Below are 21,833 nucleotides of genomic sequence, written 5' to 3' on the forward strand. Positions count from 1 at the left end.
AAGGGAGTATTTCGATGACCATAGCTTCACCACGCAAGCTGCGTTCCCGCAATGTCCGTGTCGCCCTGCTTGGCGCTGCGGCTTTCGGCGTGGCTGGCTGTGTTCCCGAAGACGTCGCCACGCAGGTCTTCCCTACGCTTGCCGAATGCAGGGCAGCCGCGCAGGATCTCACGGGCGCATACAGCGTGCAAGATTGCGACAATGCGTTTGCCTTAGCAGAAGTGGCGCATAACGAAACCGCGCCGCGCTATGACGAACTGGCGCTGTGTGAAGAACAGCACGGGGGCGAATGCACCGTCGATCCGGCTGCGGCATCATCTGGTGGCGGCAGCATCTTCATGCCGGTGATGATGGGCTACATGATGGGGTCGATGATGAACAACGGGCGCGCCACGATGGCGGCACAACCGCTTTACCGCACCGCGTCGGGCACCTATTCGACACCGTCAGGCGCGACCAATCTCAACGCCAATCGCGGTGCTGTCGGCCTTGCACCGACGAACTTCCGCGCCGCCGCCCCGGCATCGGCGGCGCAGCCGATGACCCGGGCAAACGTGCGTGCGTCTGGTGGCTTTGGCGCAGGGCGTACCGGTGGCGCGGCACGCGGATTTGGTGGCTGACACGGCTTGGCGCGTGTGAGTTCACAGAATAAAAACGGCGCCAGCGCGATTTCACGCCCAGCATTGCGTAGTATTGCCTTGTAAATGGATGCTCTTATACGTTCGACGTCAACGAACGGGTCGCGCGAAAACGCCATGAACCGGCGTGACCGACAACAAGATTGCAGCAAATGGAATCGACACGAGAATCGACGCCATGATGAAAAACGCAGAAATGTCAGCATCGCCCAACTTCAGCCCTTGGGCCCCGCCGATCCCCAAGTTCTTAACTATCATATTGACCAAAAGTACCTTGCTTCGGTCTTCATTGGTCGTTGTACTGGACTCTGTTGATGGCATGGATGCCCCTCCCGACGGCATCGCAATGTGCCATTGTGGTGAACATTAAAGCCATCACAAAAGGAAGGAGCATGCATGTCCGAAGTTACTCTCATCGGTATCGACTTGGCAAAGCGCGTTTTCCATGCACGGCGCGCGCAGTGACGGTTCGGTCTTGTTTCGCAAGAAACTGTCGCGGGACCAATTGCTCGCATTCGTTGCACAGCAGCCCAAATGCCTGATCGCCATGGAAGCGTGTGCGACGGCGCATGGCTGGGGTAGGGTGGGAGTGTCATGAACTCTGTGTATCTGGCCCGGTCCATGCGGGTTTCAGATACAGTCACGCGTTGAAGCGTTCGTCGAACATGATAGCGAATTGGTTTCGGGCCGCAAACCATTCCCGGACATTCCGCCCACCTTTCTCGAAATTGCGGATCGCCAGATAGATCAGCTTGGTCGCAGCCTCCTCGGTCGGGAACGAACCACGGGTCTTGATCGATTTGCGGATCACACGGTTCAGGCTTTCGATGGCGTTCGTGGTGTAGATGATCTTGCGGATCGCCGGATCGAAGGCAAAGAACGGGATCACCTCCTGCCATGCCCGCCGCCATGCCGGAGCGATGGAGGCGTATTTCTCGGCCCATTTTTCCTCGAAAGCATCCAGTTCGGCGGCAGCCTGATCGGCGGTTGGAGCGCCGTAAATCAGGCGCAGATCGGCGGCGACTGCCTTGCGATCCTTCCAGGCGCAGAAATTCAGGGAATGGCGCACCAGATGAACGATGCACGTCTGGACTGTGGCATCGGGAAAGGCGGCGGTGATCGCTTCCGGGAAGCCTTTGAGGCCATCCACGACGGCAATCAGGATATCCTGGACACCCCGGTTCTTGAGTTCGTTCATCACCGACAGCCAGAATTTGGCCCCTTCGTTCTCGGCAATCCACAGGCCCAGAACCTCGCGAACACCGTCCCGTGAGACGCCCAGGGCAACATACACGGCCTTGTTCTTCACCATGCGGCTATCAGCATCGCGGATCTTCACCCGGAGCGCGTCGAAAATGACGATGGGATACATTCGGTCCAGCGCCCGGGACTGCCATTCCCGGACCTCGTCCAGCACGGCGTCGGTGACGCGGCTGATCAGGTCAGGCGAGACCTGAAGGCCATAGACGTCCTCGAGATGGGCGCGGATATCACGCACCGTCAGACCGGCGGCGTAGAGCCCGATGATCTTGTCGTCCATCCCATCGATCCGGGTCTGGCCCTTCTTCACCAGTTCAGGCTCGAAGCTGCCGTCCCGGTCACGCGGCACGGCAATCGGCAGTTCGCCGTCTTGGCCTTTTAGTCTCTTGGCGGATGAGCCGTTGCGGCGGTTAACCTGATCGGGCGGCGCCTCCTTGCCGTCCTCATAGCCCAGGTGCGCGGTCAGTTCGGCGCCCAGCATCCGCTCCATCAGCTTGATCTTCAGCTCTTTCATCAAGCCGTTATTGCCAAGCAAATCTTCAGGCCGCTCGCAGCCCTTCAGAAGTTCGTCCAGCAGTTCCTTGGAAATCGTCATCGTCCTTGCTCCTCTCAGGAAGCATGGACCAGATCCCAGTTACACAGAAGATCGGACACTCTCGGTAGGGTGACCGAAGCGAACATCGCATCAAAGCGCATGCCGCGCATCACCGGAGCAAAGATCGCTCGGTTCGCCCAGCAATATGGCGTCCTGGTCATCATCGGTGTCCTGATCGTCGTGCTGAGCTTCGCGTCCGAGAACTTCCTCACGGCACGCAACCTCCTCAACCAGAGCGCGCCGCTACCAGAAGGACAACTGCCGATCAGATTCCTGCACTCCTGCCCCAGAGTCGAGCGCGGAGATCGTCACACCCAGCAGACGTATGCCAAGCCCGGTTGGAAACAGAGGGGCCAGAAGCGCCAGCGCCGCTTGAACCAGCGCATCTTCGGATGCGAACGGCGCGGTTTGTGTCCGGCTGCGCGTTATCTGGCGGAAATCGGCGTATTTGACCTTCAGCGTAACGGTCCGGCCGTGCAGCACGCGGGCGTTTCCCTGTTGCCAGACCTTGGCCGCAAGGCGGATGACATGATCCCGCGCGGCGTCATGTGTCAGGATGTCGACGGCAAAGGTATCCTCAGTCCCTATGGACTTTCGCCTGCGATGCGGCTGAACCGGGCGGTTGTCGATGCCGCGCGCGATATCATAGTACCAGCGCCCCGATTTGCCGAAATGGGCGCGCAGAAAGGCTGCTTCCTTCGCACGCAGGTCAGCGCCGGTCTGAATACCGAGACGTTCCATCCGCGCCGCCGTCGCGGGCCCCACGCCATGGAACTTCGCCACGGGCAAGGCCGCGACGAAATCGGCGCCGCGCCTGGGCGGAATCACAGCCTGCCCGTCGGGCTTGTTGATATCGCTCGCGATCTTGGCAAGGAATTTACAATAGGAGATCCCGGCCGATGCTGACAGCCCAGTTTCCGTGCGGATGCGCGCGCGGACTTGGCGGGCCACATCAGTGGCCAGCGTCACGCCCTGCCGGTTCTCGCTGACATCGAGATAGGCTTCGTCAAGCGACAAGGGCTCGATCAGATCGGTGAACTCAGCAAAGATCGCACGGATCTGGGCCGACACGGCGCGATAGACCTCGAACCGGGGGCGCACGAAGATCAAATCGGGGCATTTGCGCCGCGCGGTGACGGACGGCATGGCCGAGCGGACACCGAAAACACGCGCCTCGTAGCTGGCGGCCGCCACCACCCCACGCGCAGCCGAACCGCCCACGGCGACGGGTTTGCCGCGCAAATCCGGGTTGTCGCGCTGCTCGACCGAGGCATAGAAGGCATCCATATCGACATGAATGATCTTGCGCGCGGGTGAAGGCTCTGCCGTGTCACACGGGGCCGTGTGGGCTGTGTGATCAATCATGACGCGGATGCGGCACGCGGGATGGCAACACGAACCCCGAGGGCAGTGTTCCGGACGGGGCCACAATCGGCACGTATGGCACTGGCATCAGCACGCACAAGATGTAGCCCCCAACAATCCGGACGAATGGTGAACAAACGTACCACATGCTTGGTTCGTGCGAAACCACGTTTGCGGCATCGTGCATTCCGTTTCAGATGCTGGACGCCAGTGGACCGGCGCGCCACAACTTTGGCGCATATCGCAGCCGCCCCGCATGAGGCCGCTGGACTGGTGCTTTTAGCGCAGGAAACGGGTCGCGCAGGCAGGTTCGCGCGTGGCACCTTGTGGCCAGCAAGCCGCCCAAAGGGCCGCGCCGGAGGAATGGAAATGTCGTCACCATCTGCACCCCAACGTTTCATGACATCGCTGGAATGGAACATGCTGATCGCCCTCGCGACCGTGTGGGGCGGATCGTTCTTTTTCAACAGCATCGCCGTGCGCGAGCTTCCGGTTCTGACCGTCGTGGTGTCGCGCGTGGCACTGGCTGCGATCTTGCTTTTGGCCATCTTACGACTGCGCGGTGAACGAATGCCGCGCGACCGGCGTGTCTGGGCGGCATTCTTCGGCATGGGCCTTTTGAACAACGCCATTCCCTTCGCGCTGATCGTTTGGGGGCAGCAACATATCGCGTCGGGCGTAGCCTCGATCCTGAATGCCGCTACACCGCTGTGTACCGTCACCCTTGCGCATTTTTTGACCCGTGACGAACGCATGACGAGCGGGAAACTCACCGGGGTCCTGATAGGCTTTGCCGGGGTCGCGGTGATGATAGGCGCAGGCGCATTTCGGGATCTGGGCGTGAATGTCATGGCGCAGGTCATGTGCGTTGTCGCCGCAGTATCCTATGCCTGCGCGGGGATCTACGGGCGCAGGTTCCGCGCGATGGGGATCAGTCCGATGAGCACGGCAACCGGGCAGGTCGTTGCGTCCAGCCTGATCCTCTTGCCGCTGATGCTGGTGGTTGACCAGCCCTGGACCCTGCCCGCACCCAGCCTGAGCGCTTTCGGCGCGTTGATCGGCGTGGCAGCTGTGTCGACCGCCTTTGCCTACGTTCTGTATTTCCGCATACTTGCCACAGCGGGGGCGACGAACCTGCTGTTGGTGACGTTTCTGGTTCCGGTCAGCGCGATCTTGCTTGGCACGCTGTTGCTTGGCGAAGTGCTGCTGCCCCGGCATATCACAGGTATGGCATTGATCGGCGTCGGCCTCGCCGCGATCGACGGGCGCGCCTGGAAAGCCCTCCGGTCAATTACCGCACCGGGAAAAGGCAAAGCGCGCTGAGCGGTACGAGACGATTCTGTCGCGACATCAAAACCCGCCGAAAAGTGCGCTCGCCAAAGCAAAAGCCCGACGGCGGGTAGCACATTCCTGCCGCTACCCGCTGATAAGGTCGCGGGGTGACCGCCCCAACGCCCATGGCTTTGCGCGAACGCCCCCGTATCATATGGCCGGTTAACTGGTTGAAACCCGACGCGCCCCCAGACATGGTCGGCACGCGTCAGGCAACCTTCTCGGCAGAAATGCCGGAAATCGCCTGAATCAGATTATCCTCGGTCACTTCCCCTGCGGTAAAGTCGCGCATGATCTGGCCTGAGAACATCGCCACGATCCGATCCGAGACGTGCAGCACCTCAGGCATTTCCGAGCTGATGACGATCACCGCCAGCCCCTGCGCCGCCAGGTCACGGATAAGGTTGTGGATTTCCGCCTTGGACCCGACATCAATGCCGCGTGTCGGCTCATCAACGATCAGCACCTGGGGGCGCATCGACAGCCATTTGCCAATGACGATCTTCTGCTGGTTGCCGCCCGACAGGTTGCCTACGATCTGGCGCCAACCTGGCGTGCGGATGTCCAGCTTGTCGCGATACTGGTCGAAAATGGCCCCTTCCGCGCCCTCGTTGACAAACGGGCCCGCGGTCAGGTCTCCGATTTGCGGCAGAGTCATGTTGTCACGGCAGTTCATGCCCAGCACCAGCCCCTGATCCTTGCGGTCCTCAGGCACCAATGAGATGCCAAGGCGTATTGCATCGATTGGCGAATTGATGCGCACTTCCTCACCATTCAGCAATATCTGGCCCGACGAGGGCGTGCGCAGCCCGAAGAGCGTCTCGGCGATCTCGGTGCGTCCCGCACCGACCAGCCCGTAGAAGCCCAGCACTTCGCCCTTGCGAACATTGAAGCTGATGTCACGAAACAGCTTGCCGCAACTGAGGCCACGTGCCTCCAGCGCGATTTCGCCCATCTGGTGGGTGTTTTCAGCGCGTGACAGATCAAGGCTGCGGCCGATCATCAGTTGCGTCACCTCATCCTCATTCGTCTGGGCCGTATGCAGCGTGCCGCTGTACTGGCCATCGCGCAGGACGCTGATGCGGTCAGTGATCTTGAAAATCTCTTCCATGCGGTGCGAGATATAGATCACCCCTACCCCGCGCTTCTGCAAATCCGCGATCACATCGAACAGCACGACCTTCTCGGAATCCGTCAGCGATGCCGTCGGCTCATCGAAGATAACCGCGCGGGGATCTACTGTCAGGGCGCGGCCAATTTCCACCATCTGCTGGTTGGCGATAGACAGGTCCCCCACCCGGGTTCTCGCGTCAAAACCCACGTTAAGGGCCTTCAGGATAGCGTCGGTATCGGCGTAGAGCTTCTGCCAGTCAACCCGGCCAAAGGCGTGCAGCGGCAACTCTCCCAAGAAGATATTCTCGGCCACGCTCAATTCATCTGCAAGGCTGAGTTCCTGATGGATGAACACCACCCCCTTCGCCTTGGCATGCATTGGCGAGGTCATGACCGTCGGTTCTTCGGAAACGAAAATCTGGCCCTCGTTTGGGGCGTGGATACCGCCCAGCACCTTCATAAGGGTGGATTTGCCGGCACCGTTTTCGCCCATCAGGGCATGAACCTCGCCGGGCAAAAGAGTAAAGGACACCCCGTCAAGGGCACGCACGCCCGGGAACGTCTTGACGATGCCTTCCAGACGCAGAACAGGAACAGGGTCGGTCATATCTTCAACTCCTCTTTGCCCTTGCGGTTCAGCTGACGGTCCAGAAACAGCACCGCGATCAGGATCAAGCCGATAACAAGGTTAACGGTCTGCGTGTCGGCGCCGATATGGCCCAGCCCCTTCCGCAACAGCTGGATCGCAATAACCCCACCCAGCGTCGAGATGATGGACCCATATCCACCCGCCAGCTTGGTGCCGCCCAGCACCACAGCGGTGATCGCCCAAAGCTCATAGAGCATACCGTCATTGGGGTTGACGGATCCACTTTCAGAATAGAACACCACAGCGGACAGCGCGGCAAGAAACCCGATCAGCATGAAATTCCAGATGAAATGTGGTCCCACGCGGATGCCTGCGTTCACCGCCGCATCCCGGTTGTTGCCGATCGCATAGGCGTTGCGGCCATGCACCGTGCGGGTCATCAAGAGCCACAGCGCCAGCGCTGAGATCAGCAAGAACCAGGTGGCTGTGTGCAGGCCCAAAAACTGCGCCTCGGCGAAATCCACAAGGGACCAGTTCAGATGGCTGGTAGGCTGTTCGCCGTTATACATGAACACAAGTCCGCGAAAGCCCAGCATCGACCCCAGCGTGACAATGAAGGCGTCCACGCCGGTTTTCCACACGATCAGGCCATTGATCGCCCCCAAGACCACGCCGGTCAGAAGTGCAAACACCCAGGCCAGCGGAATCGCCCAGTCCCCCAGCGCCTGCATGAAGGGCCAGGTCATGCTGTCCAGCAGCACGATGGCGGCCAGCGCGAATATTGCGCCGACGCTAAGGTCAATGTTGCCGTTGATCATGATGATGGTCATGCCCAGCGCAATGATGCCGATGGGCGCTGATTGCTTCAGCAGCAACAGCATGTTGTCCAGATCCATGAATGCACTGTCAGAGACGGACAGGAATTGCCCAGCGATGGAAAAGAACGCCAATTCCGCCACGATAAAGGCCCAGATCCCGCCTTGCTTGACAAGGTCTTTGCGGCTTTGTGCTGTCATATCCCGCTCTCCTCAGGCGATGGGGGACCAAAGACGGCCCCGCTTGGCGGCGACATCCAGCCAGACCGCAAGGATGATGATGGCCCAGGTGACCATGTACTGAACGTAGAAATCCAACCCCACCAAAAGCAGGCCATTCTGAATGAACCCAAGAATGAGGACGCCTATAACGGTCTTGAACACGGTGCCCGAGCCGCCCAGCAGCGACGCACCGCCAAGGATGACGGCGGCCAGCACCTCCAGTTCCATCCCCTGGCCGACGGTATTTTGACTCCCAAGGCTGCGGCTGGCCTGCAACAAACCTGCGGTGGCCACGCAGAATGCCGAAACGATGTAGGTCATGAAGACCACCCGGGCCCGCGGAATGCCGGAGAACGTCGCCGCCCGCCCGTTGCCGCCTACGGCATAGACCCGTCGACCGAAGGGCGTTTTCGACAAAAGCAAACTGAGGGCCGCCGCCAGCAGTCCGAAAATCAGGATGGGCACCGGGATGCCCAGCGCGCTGCCCTGCCCGAAAACCGAAAACCACGTGCCCGCCTTATCGGCGATATCCATATTCTTGCCGCCCGACCATGTCAGCGTCAGCCCGTGAATGGCCGACAGCATGCCAAGCGTGACGATCAAAGAGTTCAATTTCAGGTATCCCACCAGAAACCCGATGAACGCCCCCAGCGCCAAGGTCAAAGCGAACATGGCCAGGATGGCCATAACCGGACCGATCTTGTCGTGCAGATCCAGCACAACGATGGTGGAAAACGACATCATGGACCCGACCGAGAGGTCGAGGTTGCCGCCGATCACCACAAACGTAACCCCCAAGGCCATGACCCCCAGGATCGCCGATGACCGGACCACCCCAAAAATGTTGTCCATCGCAATGAAACGCTGATTAACCAGCGCAAAGCCGATCATGAACGCTGCAAAGGCAATCAAGATGCCTTGCCTTGCAAGTATCTGGACCATGCCCTGTTTCGTCAGTCCCGCCATCGGCTTGCCCCCTCCCAAGGTCGTCGTCAATTTGTCCGGGCGCGTCGCGTTCATCCTCGTTGACGCAACACACTCTGACTTGTTATTTTCGCGTGGCCTGAAGGCCCATCACAGGCCCACCCCCGGCGCGAGACATCCGCTAGACCAGCGTCATGCCGCCATCGATCATGATAATCTGACCCGTCATATAGTCACTGTCGCGTGAGGCCAGAAAAGTGGTCGTACCGGTAATATCTGCGGGCAAGGCTACGCGCCCGCGCAGGATCTGCGCGGAAAATTCCTCCATCGCCTGCCCCGGACGCTTTGCCGCGCCAATGCCCATCAGATCCTGATCGACCTGCTCCCACATCTCGGTCGCGACAACACCAGGCGCAAAGCCGGTGACAGTGATACTGTGCTTTGCCAGATCACGCGCGCCTGATTGCGTCAGAGATACGACCGCCCATTTGCTGGCGCAGTAGGGGGCCACGTTGTCAAAACCCTGACGACTGGCGATGCTGGCGGTGTTTATGATCTTTCCGCCGCCGCCCTGTGCGATCATCTGGCGCGCCGCCTCCTGCATGCCGATCATACAACCAAGACCATTGATCCCCATGATGAAATGCCAGTTTTCTTCGGTCACATCCAAAAAGTTCATCGGCTTGTTCACACCGGCATTGTTGAATTTGACGTCTAGCCTGCCGAAGATTTCGACCGAATGTGCGACCATAGCCCGGACCTGCGCGCGGTCGGTCACATCGACGGTCGCATGGGTGACAAGGCCACCGCCTGAATGCGCGCGGGCCGCGTTGGCATCGGCCACCTCGGCAACTTTCACGGCGTTTATATCTGCAAAACAGACATTTGCGCCCTCATCCAGCAGTGCCTCGCCGATTGCGCGGCCAATACCCTGCGCAGCGCCGGTGACAATACAAGAGCGACCAGCGACACGCGTCATCCCGCCTCCTGAAGAAACTGAGTTTTTTGGATAGAAACTGCGCGGGGCAGGCAAGCCGCCCCGCGCGCATCGTCGCCAGATCAGAATACCGGCTTGGTGAACTCTTCCATGTTGTCCTGAGTGATCTTCGGCGTGTCGAAGTAGTTCAGGAAGGGCAGTTCCTCGCCGTTCAGCGTGTCGATCGCGGTTTGCAGCGCAGCCTCGGCGTCATCGACCGGGGATTGGTAGATGGACCCCCAGTAATCACCGGCTGCCATGGCATCATAGCCCACCGCAAAGTTGGTGGCCCCCACGAAGATGATACCTTCGCGGCCCGCAGCCTTAGCGGCGTTCAACGCGCCGACGCCCATGTTGTCATCACCGGCGTAGACGCCGTCGATGTCGTCGTATTTTACCAGGAAGGCCTCCATGACCTGCTGCGACTTTTCACGATTCCAGTCGCCTGGCTGGGTTTCAACGAGGGTCACGTTGGGGCACACTTCGGGCAGACGGTCCTCAAACCCCTCTTGGCGCTCGATGGCCGTGGTATAGCCAGGCTGGCCCGAGATCTGCACGACACGCGCCTCATCTTGGATGCCCATGTCGACGAACTTGTCGCACATGATTTCGGCCGACCGCGCACCCTGCGTGATGTTGTCAGGGCCCGAGAAGGACGCGACAAAATCGAAGCCCTGTTCGGCAATGTTGGAATTGGTCACGATGACCGGAATGTCTGCGTCATGGGCCTTGCGTACAGCGGGAATGACCGCCTCACCGTTGGTCGGCCAGATGATGATGGCGTCCACTTCCTGCTGGATCAGGTCTTCCATCTGCGCAATCTGGCGCGCAACATCCCCGCCCGCATCCAGCACGACAGCTTCTACGTTGGGGTTCGCCTCGGCTGCGGCAATGAAAGCGCGCTCGTAGGTAGTCTGATAGCTGTCCACGCCAACGTTGTTTTGCGTGATCCCGATAGTCATGGTCTGAGCGCTCGCCGCGCTGCCCAACATGGCGGTAGTGCAGGCAAGCGCAACTTTGATGGATGTCTTCATTCGATAAATCCTCCCGTGGATCAATTACTCCGATTGCGGGCAGCCTCCCAACTGCAGGTCAACGCCCGGCGCAATCTTCCCCAACGTTGAGCGATTCGCTGTCAAAAGGGGGAGGTCGTTTTGTCCGTTTTGATAATTGTATTGTCCAATATGGATATTTTGACGGTACTTACTGGATATCATTTTGGCTAGATCAGGAAGAACGCTCATGAGCCGCAAACTTTCGCGCAGTAATACCCCGGAACAGTCAGGCAAAATGCAACATAGTGTCGCACAAAACATCCAATATGGACAGCCGGGGCAGGCCGGAGCCGCGCGAATGGCTGCGGTGACGGCAGGTCCTGATTTGGCGCGCGTGGTGCACTTCTTGTTGAATCTCACGACAGAACTTGGAAACGCGATCGACCCCAACACACCTAATCCACACCTTAACATGATCCTGCACCTGTTGCGCAGCCATTCAGAAGGCAGGATCGTCTCGCCATCCTCGATGACCGCGGCGGCAGGGGTTCCGTATGCAACAGCCACACGAAAACTGGCTGAACTGCAAGACTCGGGTGTGATCGAACGGCGCCCGCGCACCCGAAGCGGGAAAAGCTATTCACTCCATCCGAGCGCTGCGTTTCTGGAACATTTCAGTCAACTGGCTGACCGGATCGACCGCATGGCCCGCAGCACGTTCGACATGTCGCAATCTGCCACTGGTGCGACGGACTATTACTTTGGCGGCTCCTATCAGGCCGGGCGCGCAGCAATCGCACCGCCCAGCGCCCTGCCCGCGCCCCTGAAGCTGTCGGGCGGGCTTCGGATCTTGGTGCATGGGGACCCCACCTTCATGGTGATGGAGGGGCTGAAGCGCCAATTTGAACAGATGGTTGGTGCCGATATTCACCAGCGCGCGTTTTCCATCGACCGATTGCGCGAAGAAGCGTTGCGCAACGCCGAACGACCCAAAAGCAGCTATGATCTGATTGCTGTGGACCTGCCCTGGATGGGTGAGTTCGTCGAACAAGGGGTGATCGCACCGCTGACCGACGTGATGGATGTCTCCCGCCTCGACCCTGCAGATTTTCACACCGCCGGTTGGCGCGCGACGCATTGGGGCGGCCGCCCCTACGGTGTACCCAGCCAGACCACGCCCGAACTGATGTTCTACCGCAAGGACTGGTTTGCCCGCGACGGGTTGGAGCCGCCGGTGACCACCGACGCAGTCATCAACGCCGCCCGCCATTTCCACGACCCCCGGCGCGGGCGCTACGGGGTGGCGTGGAACGCCGCGCGCGGCACAGCGCTGGGGCATACGTTTATGATGACGTGTGCAGCCTTTGGCCAGCCGATCATCGACATTCCAGAAATTGCCGGCGGCTATGATGCAGATAATCTGGCGCAGGGCGGCTTTCAGCCAATGCTGAACACCGAGCGCGCCTTGCAGGCTGCGGATTACCTGATGCAACTGCTGGACTACGCGCCGCCCGACATCCTGTCGATGTCTTGGTATGAGCGCGTGCGCCCCTACGGTGCCGGTCGTGTCGCCATGGCTTACGGATATACCCTTTTGGCCCCGTACTTCGAACTGGACCCCAACAGCCCCGCCAAGGGAAATACCGGCTACCTGCCGCATCCCTACGGGCCACAGGGCGCGCCCATCGCGCCGGTTGGAGGCTATGCGCTGTGTATCCCGACGAATCTGCCGGAAGAGCGGCTGGAGGACGCGGTCGAGGCATTGGTCGCCTTCACATCTCCCGCCGCGCAGAAACTGTATGTCCAGAACGGTAGCCGGACCGCGCCGCGCTACTCGGTCGGAGCGGACCCCGAGGTACGGCGCCTGTCGCCGATCTTCGGTCTGGTCGATCAGATGTCCTGGCGCGACGAACTGCAATTCTGGCCGCGTCCACCGATCCCACAGATTTCAGAGATCATCAGCATCTGCGGGCATGAGTTGCACGACATGTTGCGCGGGATCGTCACGCCGCGCGACGCACTGGACCGGGTGCAGGCGCGCGCCGAGAAGATTTTGAAACATTAGGTCACTTAGGGAGGAAACCATGGACCCCAACCGCCTGAAAGGCAAAAACATCCTGATTACAGGTGCGGGCCGCGGCATGGGCGCGGCGAATGCCCAGAATTTCGCAGCGCAAGGTGCGAATGTATGCTTGGGCGACCTGGATCAGGACGAAGCACAGGCGATGGCAGATCGTATCAACGCGGAAGGCAATGGGCAGGCCATCGCAGTGCGCATGGACGTGACCCACCGCGCGGATAATGCCGCTGCCGTGGCGGCAACCGTCGAGGCCTTCGGTTCGATCAACGTCGGCCTGTTCAATGCTGGCCTGAACAAGCCCCGGTTCTTCATGGATATCGATGAAGACAACTGGGACATGATCATGAACGTCAACACCAAGGCGATGTGGCTGGGCATGCAAGAAACCGCTCGCCAGATGATTGCGCAGGGGCCTATGGAAGGGCACCCCTACAAGCTGATCAACGTCGGCTCCATCGCCTCGCGAAAACCACTGGTGGATGTGACAGTCTATTGCACGTCAAAATATGGCTGCCTTGCGCTGACGCATTGCGGTGCCATCGGGCTGGCTGAACACGGAATAACTGTCAACGGATACGCGCCTGGCGTGGTGGTGACGCCGCTGTGGGAACAGTTGGACAAGGATCTGGTAGATATCGGGTTCAAGAAGCGCGAGGGTCAGGCATATGAGGACATCGTGCGCGATGCGCTTCAGATCAAACGCGTGTCCTATCCCGACGATATCACCGGCACCGCGTCTTTTCTCGCCAGCGACGACAGCGATTACATGACCGGCCAGATGATCCATATCGACGGCGGCTGGTGCATCCAGTAACGCCCCCTGCCCCATCGAAACCACAAATGACGGCCGCGCCCTCCGCGCAGCCGAAGGAGGAAACATGTCACGAGCGCTGATGCCGAACCTGCTGACACCGCAGGATCTTGAACCCAATTGGCGTTGGGAGGGGCGGTTGCCCGCCTGGGGCCACACCTCGGTCGATTTTGAACGCCGGATAGACCATGACCGACTGCGCCGCTACCGGCTGGCGCGCACGCGTCAGGCGCTTCAGGCGTCAAAAGCAGGCACGCTGTTGTTGTTTGACGTGAACAACATCCGCTACGTCAGCGCCACCAAGATCGGCGAATGGGAACGCGACAAAATGTGCCGGTTCTGCCTGCTGACCGGCGATGATGCCCCGTATGTCTGGGACTTCGGTTCAGCAGCAATGCACCACAAGAAATTTTCCGACTGGCTGGTGCCGGACCATTGTCGCGCCGGAGTCGTGGGGATGCGCGGTACGATCCCGCCCGAATTCGGGTTGATGCGGAAGTATGCAAAGGAAATTGCCGGGCTGATCCGCGATGCAGGCATGGGAGACATGCCGGTGGGCGTGGACTATGCCGAAACCGCGATGTTCCACGCGCTGGCGGCAGAAGGCCTGAATGTCGTCGATGGCCAGCAGATCATGCTTGCCGCGCGCGAAATCAAGAACTGGGACGAGATCCAGCTGCTGACGCAAGCCGCCGCGATGGTCGATGGCGTTTATCATATGATCTATGAAGAACTGAAGCCCGGCATTCGTGAGAATGACATCGTCGCGCTGTCGAACAAGATGCTCTACGAGATGGGCAGCGACGACGTCGAGGCGATAAACGCGATCTCGGGCGAACGCTGCAATCCGCACCCGCATAACTTCACCGACCGCTATTTCCGCCCTGGCGATCAGGCGTTTTTCGATATTCTGCAAAGCTATCAAGGGTATCGAACCTGTTACTACCGGACCTTCAACATCGGGCGCTCGACGCCGTCGCAAAACGATGCCTATGTGAAAGCCCGCGAATGGATCGACGCCTCGATCGCCATGATCAAACCCGGGGTGTCCACCGACAAGGTGGCAGCCGTCTGGCCAAAGGCCGAAGAATTCGGCTTTCCGGATGAGGATACGGCCTTCGGGCTGCAATTCGGTCATGGGCTGGGGCTTGCGCTGCACGAACGTCCGATCATCAGCCGCGCCATCAGCATGGATCATCCCATGGAGATCAAGACCGGCATGGTTTTCGCCCTGGAAACCTATTGCCCGGCATCGGACGGCTATTCAGCCGCCCGGATCGAGGAAGAGGTCGTGGTGACCGAAACCGGCTGCGAAGTCATCAGCCTGTTCCCCGCCGAAGAACTGCCCATCGCAAACCGTTACTGAGACGGTCCACCGCCGGGGGTGAAAGCGCCCAGCCCCGGCGGTGTTTGCGTCAAGATGCAACATGGGGGCCGCTGCCCTGAAAGGACGACGCCATGGCGAAGGCCAAGACCAATACCGAAGACTACCTGCAGATGTACCGCCAGATGGTACGCATCCGCACGTTTGAGGACAATGCCAATCAGCTGTACCTCTCGGCCAAGATGCCAGGCCTGACGCACATGTATTCGGGTGAGGAAGCCGTGGCCGTTGGCATCTGCGAAGCGCTGACAGATGACGATCGCATCACCTCGACCCATCGGGGCCACGGGCATTGCGTGGCCAAGGGGGCAGATTTCCGACAGATGTTTTGCGAACTCTTGGGCAAGGAAGAAGGCTATTGCCGAGGCAAAGGCGGATCGATGCATATTGCCGACCAAAGCCATGGCAACCTGGGCGCGAATGCCATTGTCGGCGGATCCATGGGCATCGCCACCGGATCAGCCCTGCGCGCGAAATTGCTGGGCCAGGACGACGTGACGGTATGTTTCTTTGGCGATGGGGCGACCGCTCAGGGGCTGATGTACGAGGTGATGAACATGGCGGCCCTCTGGAGCCTGCCGGTCATCTATGCCTGCGAGAATAACGGCTATTCCGAATACACCAAAACCGAGGAAATCGCCGCAGGATCCATTACCGCGCGGGCCGAGGCCTTCGGAATCGAGGCGCATCAGGTGGACGGTCAGGATGTTATGGCGGTCAATGACCTGACGCGCAAACTGGTCGCGCGTGCCCGGAAAGGCGAAGGGCCTTTCTTCATGGAGCTGATGACCTATCGCTATCACGGCCACCATGTGGGCGACATCAACCGGGAATACTACCGCTCCAAGGCCGAAGAAAAGGAGTGGCGCGAGAACCGCGACCCAATCATCCGCTTCCGCGCATATCTGGTCAGCGAAGGCATCGCCACGGAGGATGAGATCGAGGCAATGAATGCCGCGATCGAGCGCGATGCAACCGAGGCCGTCGCCTATGCCGAGGCCGCACGCTACCCCGATGTGTCCGAAGTGGACATGCATGTTTACGCGGATTGAGGAGGATACAATGCGCGAGATAACCCTGTCGCAGGCGGTGAACGAAGCCATCGCCGAAGAAATGCGCCGCGACCCGACCGTGTTCTTGATGGGTGAGGATGTGGCCGAGGCCGGCACCCCCTTCAAGGTTCTTTCCGGTCTGGTCGAAGAGTTCGGCACAGGACGCGTGATCGACACGCCCATTTCCGAACCCGGTTTTGTCGGCCTGGCAGTAGGGGCCGCCATGACCGGCGCACGCCCCATTGTAGACCTGATGTTCGGCGATTTCATCTATCTGGTCATGGACCAGCTCTGCAATCAGGCCGCCAAGCAGCACTATATGTCGGGCGGCAAGCTGACGGTCCCGATGGTGCTGCGCACCAACATGGGGGCCACGCGGCGGTCGGCGGCGCAGCACAGCCAGTCCCTGCAGGCCTTGGTTGCGCATATTCCGGGGCTGAAAGTGGCAATGCCATCCTCAGCCTATGAAGCTAAAGGGCTGATGAAAACCGCGATCCGCGACAACAACCCGGTTGTGATTTTTGAAGACAAGCTGATGTATCAGGACAAGGCCCCAGTACCGGAGGAAGAATACCTGATCCCCTTCGGTGTGGCGCATGTGAAGCGCGAGGGGCGCGACATCACGCTGATCGGCACGTCATCCATGGTACAAGTGGCCGAGAAGGCGGCGGAGATCCTAGCACTCGAAGGGATCAGCGCCGAGGTAATCGACCCGCGGACGATCGTGCCGCTGGATGAAGCGACACTGCTCGACAGCGTTAAGAAAACCAGCCGCGCAATCGTCATTGATGAGGGGCATCAGAGCTACGGGGTAACAGCCGAAATCGCCAGTCGTCTGAATGAAAAGGCATTCTACCACCTGGACGCCCCGGTGCTGCGCATGGGCGCGATGGATGTCCCCGTACCCTTCAGCCCTGCGCTGGAAGACCTGACGGTGCCCACCCCCGAACAGGTCGCGGCCAATGCGCGCAAACTCTGCGCGGGGGAGTTGATCCATGCCGCATGACGTGACAATGCCCCAACTGGGCATGGCACAGGATGCGGGGAAAATCGTGTCCTGGCTGAAAGCGCCTGGCGACAAGGTCGCCAAAGGTGACGCGCTGTTCGAGGTGGAAACAGACAAGGCCACGATGGAGATCGAGGCGCAGGCCAGCGGCTTTCTGACCGGCGTATCCGCCGTTGAAGGCGAAGATGTCCCCGTCGGCGCCGTGATCGCGCGCATCAGCGACAGCGCCGAGGATGACACATCCCCGGCGCCGGCCGCGCCCAGCCGACCTGCCACCGATGCCAATGGTGACGCCGATGTGGCCCTGCCCGAAGGTCGCGCCGTCACCATGCCCCAGCTTGGCATGGCACAGGATTTCGGGATGCTCGTCAGTTGGCAAAAGGCGCCGGGCGATGCGGTGGCTGTCGATGATGTGTTGTTTGAGGTGGAAACCGACAAATCCACCATGGAAGTACCCGCAGGGGCCAGCGGCTACCTGGCCGCCACCTTGGCCGAAGCGGGCGATGAGGTTCCGGTTGGCACCACGGTCGCCATCATCAGCGCTGATAAACCAGCAAGCCCGGTGGCACGTGCGCTCAGCGCCGCGCCCGCTGCGGCGGAAAAATCTGCGCCCTCCAAGACCCCGGCGCAACCTGACGCGACAGCACCCGCGCAATCCCGTGCCGAAGTAGCGACAACCAAACCACAATCGCAACCCGCCCCGCCAGCGGGCGCACGTGTTCTTGCGTCGCCAAAGACGCGTCGATTGGCGTTGCAAGAAGGCTTGGACCTGACGCGGCTGGTCGCGGCGGGCCACCCGCAGCCTTTCCACGTGCGCGACCTGGAAACCCTCCGCGCGATGCCAAGAGCCGGCACGCCAGCGACAAGCGCCCCTGCGGCATGCAGCCTGACGGCAAGTGTTGCGACCGACGGCTTCGCCGGTTTCGCCGACTGGGCCGCTGATGCGCATGGCCTGACGGACGCAGATGCGTTGCTGGCAGGGCTGGCGGGCGCGGGGCTGGCGGCACCTTGTACGATCACCGTCGAACGACTTGGCCGGTCGCGCAGCTATACCGTGCCTGCGGGGCGGTCGCTGGCTTCGGTCACACCATGCGAGGATGCGCCAGACCTTGTGCTGCGCGACCTGCGTGGCACCCCTCTGCGCAGTGTGTCGATGGGGGCGGGCGATGTCCCGGCGCTGACGTTGATGGACGCGCCGGGCGGCCTCAACCTGACGCTGGAATGCAGCGCGGCGCAGATGGACGCACAGGCCGCCATCGCGCTTTTGACCCAATTCGCAGGCGGGATGGAGCAACCGCTTCGCCACCTGCTCTGACCTTCGGGGGGAACCGAAATGGACTACACTGATCTCTACATCAACGGCGCATGGCATAAGACAGCCGAGCGGTTTGACGTCATCAACCCGGCAACCGAGGGCGTCATCGCTTCGGTCGCATCGGCGGATATTGCGGATGCCGATGCCGCGCTCGATGCCGCCGAAGCTGCGATGGCCAAATGGGCCGCGCGCACGCCGCGCGAAAGGTCCGAAGTCCTGCGCCGCGCATGGGAGCTGATGACGGCACGGCTGGACCACTTCGCGCATCTGATCACCCTGGAAAACGGCAAGGCCGGAGTCGATGCCCGGGGCGAAGCAACGTATGCTGCGGAGTTCTTTCGCTGGTTTGCGGAAGAAGCCGTGCGCGCGGATGGGTTGATCACACGGGCGCCGGCATCGGGCGCGCGGATCATCGTGCAGCATAAACCTGCAGGGCTGGCCGTGCTGGTCACGCCCTGGAACTATCCTGCAGCGATGGGAACGCGCAAGATTGCGCCCGCACTGGCGGCGGGCTGCGGTGTCATCATCAAACCCGCCTCGGAAACGCCGCTGACCATGCTTGCGCTGATGCCACTCCTGGAAGAAGCTGGCGTGCCAAAGGGCCTCGTCAACGTGCTCCCCTCGCGCAAGACTGGCGCGCTGGTGGATCATATGCTTCAAGATCCCCGCGTGCGCGTTGTCAGCTTCACCGGCTCGACCAGCGTGGGGCGCAAACTGCTGAAATCCGCCGCCGATCAGGTCCTCAAACCCGCGATGGAACTAGGTGGCAATGCGCCGCTGATCGTATTCGACGACGCGGATATGGATGAAGCCATCACGGGCACCATGCTGGCAAAGATGCGCAACCTGGGCGAAGCCTGTACCGCCGCCAACCGCATCTATGTGCATGAAAACGTGGCAGATGAATACACCCGCCGCCTGACAGCAGCCATGTCAGCGCTGAAAGTCGGCGACGGCACCGATGCATCAGTCGATGTGGGTCCGCTGGTCAATGCCGCGACCCGCGACAAGGTGGCGGCCTTCGTCGCCGATGCCATCGCCAAGGGTGCAAAGCTCGAATGTGGTGGGGTTATCCCTGAGGGCACAGGGTTCTTCTACCCGCCCACCGTGCTGTCGAATGTGCCCGAAACCGCCGATTGCGTGCATGACGAAATCTTTGGGCCGGTTGCCGCAATCCAGACATTCACCGATCAAGACGATGCAATTGCCCGCGCCAATGCCACCGAGTACGGGCTGGTCGCCTATGTGTTCAGCGGTGATTTCAAACGTGCCCTGCAGGTCTGCGAGCGGCTGGATTACGGCATGGTCGGCCTGAACCGTGGGCTGGTCAGTGACCCCGCCGCACCCTTCGGCGGCACCAAGCAATCTGGATTGGGACGCGAAGGCGGCCATGAAGGGATGCTGGAGTTCATGGAAACACAGTATATTTCGGCCGGTTGGTAAGGGGGCAGATATGTCAGAAATCATCGCAAGCCCCAGCACACGGCGCATCGCACTGGAGCAAGGCGTCGACATCACCGCGCGTGCACGCGAACTTGGCCGCACCACGATAGGGCCCGAGGATGTGGGCGCCCGCACCGCGCCCGCCCGGACCCCAAGTGCCGACACCTCGCGCTACTGGGACGTGGACCACGCGCAATTCGGCCCGGTGACGACCGAAAAGGTCAGCCGGTTTGCGCAGGTCGCCGCTGCCAACATGGCGGCGGCGCAGGCCCTCGTGCCGGCGGTCACCCATCATGATCGCGCAGATGTCACGGTGATCGAAGAGCTGCGCCGTGCCTGGAAGCCCGAAGCGCAGGCGCGCGGGCTGAAGCTGACGGCGCTGGTGTTTCATGTGGCGGCCCTGGCACGGTGCCTGCGGGCGCATCCACGCTTCAACGCGTCGCTGTCGGCGGATGGGCAGACTCTGATCCTCAAGGATTATGTGCATATCGGCATCGCGGTCGACACCCCGCATGGGCTTATGGTGCCGGTCATCCGCAATGCCGACCAAAAGGGCTTGTGGCAGATCGCCGCCGAGATTGCGGATCTCGCGTCCCGCGCGCAGGCGCGCAAGATCACGCCAGACCAGATGGGGGGCGCGTCGATGACCATTACCAATCTGGGCGGTATCGGCGGCACCGCCTTCAGCCCTATCGTGAACCCGCCCGAAGTGGCGATCTTGGGGATAACGCGCACGGAAACGATCACGGTTTGGGACGGCGACACGCCACGCCCCGTACCCATGGTGCCGCTGGATCTGTCATATGACCACCGGGTCATCAACGGGGCAGATGCGGCACGGTTCATGGTCAACTACTGCGCCCTGATCGCCGCCCCCCGCAACATGCTGGTCTAGGTTTTGATCCCATGATGTGCTCGTTTCTCAGGAATGGGCTGCAATAGAGCGATCGCAAGCTTCGCTCGCGCAACTGAGCAAGGAGTTGGGCATCAACCCCGAGACCGTCTGCAACTGGCGTAAGCGAGCGACGGTCGAGGGCTTGAAGACTGGGCCGAAGGAGCCGCATTCTACCGTTCTCACCGAAACTGAGGAGGCTCCGCCGAGCAGCCTCGCAACCAGAACACAGCATATTCGCGGCAGATGCGCTTCGACATGATCTGCGAAGCAAATGGAATCGAGCATTGGCTGACCAAGCCAGATCACCAATGGCGACACAGGGATAACAAAACAATCGGGGGGCTGTTTTACCGAGGGGCGGCGAGGCCGAGCGGATGAACCGCACGATCACAGACGCGACCGTCAAACGCTTCCATTGCGACAGCCACGATCACCTGCGAACGCACCTTGCCAACTTCATAGCGCCCTACACCTTCGCACGCAGGCTCAAAACCCTCGACCGTCTCACGCCATGCGAATACACCTGCAAAATCTGGACTTCAGACCCGGATCGTTTCATCCCAAATCCGATTCACCAAGTGCCGGGGCCAAATACCTAGTAACGGGAAAGTCGCGGTTGCAGAGCCGCACCTGCGCGGGTCCGCTGAGCAATGATCGGCAGGCCGCATTCCACAGCCGCGCCTGTGCAACCCGGATCATATGTCGACTAAAGCCAAACTCCTGCGCCAAGCCCGCGAGCATTTCAAGGCCTCGGATTTCATCGCCGCGCGTCTTCCCCCGATCGGCATCGGCATTTAGCGCCTGACCGAATCGACCCCGCGTGGGGCGCGGTTTGATGGCCATCGGGAAGATGCCATGCCGCCAGACCGTGGCGTGTTTCTGCCGGTCTCCAAGGTTCCCTCATCTGTCACCGGCCAGGCGAACGACAAACTCGACCCGATCGCCAAAATCCCGCAGGATCAGTCGGCGCGATGGACGTGGCCTGGGGGGCCGAGATGGTATCACCGCATGCTTTCCCCCTGC

At 60.8% G+C, this 21,833-nt stretch carries 19 protein-coding genes and 2 pseudogenes; 12 read left to right on the plus strand and 9 right to left on the minus strand.

Annotation, left to right across the window (positions count from 1 at the left end):
* Positions 1-14: 14 nt before the first annotated feature.
* Positions 15-620, plus strand: coding sequence for a DUF1190 domain-containing protein (locus tag H9529_RS08475; RefSeq protein WP_092892916.1), 606 nt, complete (start codon positions 15-17; stop codon positions 618-620).
* Between the two features lie 108 nt (positions 621-728).
* Here H9529_RS08475 and H9529_RS20700 read toward each other — a convergent pair whose 3' ends face one another.
* Positions 729-959 (minus strand): hypothetical protein, encoded by a 231-nt coding sequence (locus H9529_RS20700; protein WP_176847384.1) that lies wholly within the window; start codon positions 957-959, stop codon positions 729-731.
* Positions 960-1,034: 75 nt separating this feature from the next.
* On the opposite strand from H9529_RS20700, the pseudogene H9529_RS21435 reads away from it, so the two are divergent.
* Positions 1,035-1,221, plus strand: a pseudogene (locus H9529_RS21435) (IS110 family transposase); the annotation flags it as partial.
* Positions 1,222-1,278: 57 nt separating this feature from the next.
* On the opposite strand, the gene H9529_RS08485 reads toward H9529_RS21435, so the two are convergent.
* Together H9529_RS08485 and dinB are read right to left on the minus strand one after the other, a co-directional pair.
* Complete coding sequence (locus tag H9529_RS08485) at positions 1,279-2,493, minus strand: IS256 family transposase (RefSeq protein ID WP_190305591.1); 1,215 nt, start codon at positions 2,491-2,493, stop codon at positions 1,279-1,281.
* A gap of 243 nt (positions 2,494-2,736) precedes the next feature.
* Positions 2,737-3,858: a DNA polymerase IV gene (dinB, locus tag H9529_RS08495; protein WP_092891550.1), complete on the minus strand. Its 1,122-nt coding sequence runs from the start codon at positions 3,856-3,858 to the stop codon at positions 2,737-2,739.
* Positions 3,859-4,227: 369 nt separating this feature from the next.
* Between dinB and H9529_RS08500 the strand changes: the two genes are divergently transcribed.
* Positions 4,228-5,181, plus strand: coding sequence for a DMT family transporter (locus tag H9529_RS08500; RefSeq protein ID WP_092891650.1), 954 nt, complete (start codon positions 4,228-4,230; stop codon positions 5,179-5,181).
* Positions 5,182-5,398: 217 nt separating this feature from the next.
* On the opposite strand, the gene H9529_RS08505 is transcribed toward H9529_RS08500, so the two are convergent.
* The 5 genes from H9529_RS08505 to H9529_RS08525 all read right to left on the minus strand — a co-directional run bounded on the left by H9529_RS08505 (position 5,399) and on the right by H9529_RS08525 (position 10,863).
* Entirely contained in the window at positions 5,399-6,910 is a 1,512-nt protein-coding gene (locus H9529_RS08505; RefSeq protein ID WP_092891552.1) for a sugar ABC transporter ATP-binding protein, read from the minus strand.
* Positions 6,907-7,908, minus strand: a complete 1,002-nt coding sequence (locus H9529_RS08510; protein WP_092891554.1) for an ABC transporter permease — start codon at positions 7,906-7,908, stop codon at positions 6,907-6,909. Before H9529_RS08510 ends, H9529_RS08505 begins: the two co-directional genes overlap by 4 nt.
* Positions 7,909-7,920: 12 nt before the next feature.
* Entirely contained in the window at positions 7,921-8,895 is a 975-nt protein-coding gene (locus H9529_RS08515; protein ID WP_092891556.1) for an ABC transporter permease, read from the minus strand.
* A gap of 139 nt (positions 8,896-9,034) precedes the next feature.
* Positions 9,035-9,832 (minus strand): SDR family oxidoreductase, encoded by a 798-nt coding sequence (locus H9529_RS08520; protein ID WP_092891558.1) that lies wholly within the window; start codon positions 9,830-9,832, stop codon positions 9,035-9,037.
* A gap of 80 nt (positions 9,833-9,912) precedes the next feature.
* The gene (locus H9529_RS08525; protein WP_092891560.1) at positions 9,913-10,863 is read right to left on the minus strand and encodes a sugar ABC transporter substrate-binding protein; all 951 of its coding nucleotides are present in this window, start codon (positions 10,861-10,863) and stop codon (positions 9,913-9,915) included.
* Between the two features lie 559 nt (positions 10,864-11,422).
* Here H9529_RS08525 and H9529_RS08530 point away from each other — a divergent pair.
* From H9529_RS08530 to H9529_RS20715, 9 genes and pseudogenes are all read left to right on the plus strand, one after another.
* The gene (locus tag H9529_RS08530; protein WP_317889614.1) at positions 11,423-12,889 is read left to right on the plus strand and encodes an ABC transporter substrate-binding protein; all 1,467 of its coding nucleotides are present in this window, start codon (positions 11,423-11,425) and stop codon (positions 12,887-12,889) included.
* A gap of 19 nt (positions 12,890-12,908) precedes the next feature.
* Positions 12,909-13,718: an SDR family NAD(P)-dependent oxidoreductase gene (locus tag H9529_RS08535; RefSeq protein ID WP_092891562.1), complete on the plus strand. Its 810-nt coding sequence runs from the start codon at positions 12,909-12,911 to the stop codon at positions 13,716-13,718.
* Between the two features lie 64 nt (positions 13,719-13,782).
* Positions 13,783-15,081 carry a M24 family metallopeptidase gene (locus tag H9529_RS08540; protein WP_092891564.1) on the plus strand — a complete coding sequence of 433 codons (1,299 nt, stop codon included), beginning with the start codon at positions 13,783-13,785 and terminating at the stop codon, positions 15,079-15,081.
* A gap of 92 nt (positions 15,082-15,173) precedes the next feature.
* Positions 15,174-16,151 carry a thiamine pyrophosphate-dependent dehydrogenase E1 component subunit alpha gene (locus H9529_RS08545; RefSeq protein WP_092891566.1) on the plus strand — a complete coding sequence of 326 codons (978 nt, stop codon included), beginning with the start codon at positions 15,174-15,176 and terminating at the stop codon, positions 16,149-16,151.
* A gap of 10 nt (positions 16,152-16,161) precedes the next feature.
* Positions 16,162-17,157 (plus strand): alpha-ketoacid dehydrogenase subunit beta, encoded by a 996-nt coding sequence (locus tag H9529_RS08550; protein ID WP_092891568.1) that lies wholly within the window; start codon positions 16,162-16,164, stop codon positions 17,155-17,157.
* Positions 17,147-18,472, plus strand: coding sequence for a biotin/lipoyl-containing protein (locus H9529_RS08555; protein WP_092891570.1), 1,326 nt, complete (start codon positions 17,147-17,149; stop codon positions 18,470-18,472). Before H9529_RS08550 ends, H9529_RS08555 begins: the two co-directional genes overlap by 11 nt.
* 18 nt (positions 18,473-18,490) lie before the next feature.
* Entirely contained in the window at positions 18,491-19,915 is a 1,425-nt protein-coding gene (locus H9529_RS08560) for an NAD-dependent succinate-semialdehyde dehydrogenase (protein ID WP_092891572.1), read from the plus strand.
* A gap of 10 nt (positions 19,916-19,925) precedes the next feature.
* Positions 19,926-20,810, plus strand: a complete 885-nt coding sequence (locus tag H9529_RS08565) for a 2-oxo acid dehydrogenase subunit E2 (RefSeq protein WP_092891574.1) — start codon at positions 19,926-19,928, stop codon at positions 20,808-20,810.
* Between the two features lie 249 nt (positions 20,811-21,059).
* Positions 21,060-21,409: pseudogene (locus tag H9529_RS20715) on the plus strand (hypothetical protein); the annotation flags it as partial.
* Here the strand turns inward: H9529_RS20715 and H9529_RS08575 are convergent.
* Positions 21,366-21,653: a hypothetical protein gene (locus H9529_RS08575; protein ID WP_176847246.1), complete on the minus strand. Its 288-nt coding sequence runs from the start codon at positions 21,651-21,653 to the stop codon at positions 21,366-21,368. The pseudogene H9529_RS20715 and the gene H9529_RS08575 overlap by 44 nt on opposite strands.
* Between the last annotated feature and the right edge of the window lie 180 nt (positions 21,654-21,833).

Origin of the sequence: Roseicitreum antarcticum (genome assembly GCF_014681765.1) — a bacterium.
GTDB classification, from domain to species: domain Bacteria; phylum Pseudomonadota; class Alphaproteobacteria; order Rhodobacterales; family Rhodobacteraceae; genus Roseicitreum; species Roseicitreum antarcticum.

Bases quoted from the DNA above. Each gene is read 5' to 3' on its own strand.
- H9529_RS08535 (WP_092891562.1), top strand. From the start codon at position 12,909: ATGGACCCCAACCGCCTGAAAGGCAAAAACATCCTGATTACAGGTGCG.
- H9529_RS08540 (WP_092891564.1), top strand. From the start codon at position 13,783: ATGTCACGAGCGCTGATGCCGAACCTGCTGACACCGCAGGATCTTGAA.
- H9529_RS20700 (WP_176847384.1), bottom strand. From the start codon at position 959: ATGCCATCAACAGAGTCCAGTACAACGACCAATGAAGACCGAAGCAAG.
- H9529_RS08560 (WP_092891572.1), top strand. From the start codon at position 18,491: ATGGACTACACTGATCTCTACATCAACGGCGCATGGCATAAGACAGCC.
- H9529_RS08515 (WP_092891556.1), bottom strand. From the start codon at position 8,895: ATGGCGGGACTGACGAAACAGGGCATGGTCCAGATACTTGCAAGGCAA.
- H9529_RS08545 (WP_092891566.1), top strand. From the start codon at position 15,174: ATGGCGAAGGCCAAGACCAATACCGAAGACTACCTGCAGATGTACCGC.
- H9529_RS08520 (WP_092891558.1), bottom strand. From the start codon at position 9,832: ATGACGCGTGTCGCTGGTCGCTCTTGTATTGTCACCGGCGCTGCGCAG.
- H9529_RS08500 (WP_092891650.1), top strand. From the start codon at position 4,228: ATGTCGTCACCATCTGCACCCCAACGTTTCATGACATCGCTGGAATGG.
- H9529_RS08525 (WP_092891560.1), bottom strand. From the start codon at position 10,863: ATGAAGACATCCATCAAAGTTGCGCTTGCCTGCACTACCGCCATGTTG.
- H9529_RS08550 (WP_092891568.1), top strand. From the start codon at position 16,162: ATGCGCGAGATAACCCTGTCGCAGGCGGTGAACGAAGCCATCGCCGAA.
- H9529_RS08475 (WP_092892916.1), top strand. From the start codon at position 15: ATGACCATAGCTTCACCACGCAAGCTGCGTTCCCGCAATGTCCGTGTC.
- H9529_RS08485 (WP_190305591.1), bottom strand. From the start codon at position 2,493: ATGACGATTTCCAAGGAACTGCTGGACGAACTTCTGAAGGGCTGCGAG.
- H9529_RS08565 (WP_092891574.1), top strand. From the start codon at position 19,926: ATGTCAGAAATCATCGCAAGCCCCAGCACACGGCGCATCGCACTGGAG.
- dinB (WP_092891550.1), bottom strand. From the start codon at position 3,858: ATGATTGATCACACAGCCCACACGGCCCCGTGTGACACGGCAGAGCCT.
- H9529_RS08505 (WP_092891552.1), bottom strand. From the start codon at position 6,910: ATGACCGACCCTGTTCCTGTTCTGCGTCTGGAAGGCATCGTCAAGACG.
- H9529_RS08555 (WP_092891570.1), top strand. From the start codon at position 17,147: ATGCCGCATGACGTGACAATGCCCCAACTGGGCATGGCACAGGATGCG.
- H9529_RS08510 (WP_092891554.1), bottom strand. From the start codon at position 7,908: ATGACAGCACAAAGCCGCAAAGACCTTGTCAAGCAAGGCGGGATCTGG.
- H9529_RS08575 (WP_176847246.1), bottom strand. From the start codon at position 21,653: ATGGCCATCAAACCGCGCCCCACGCGGGGTCGATTCGGTCAGGCGCTA.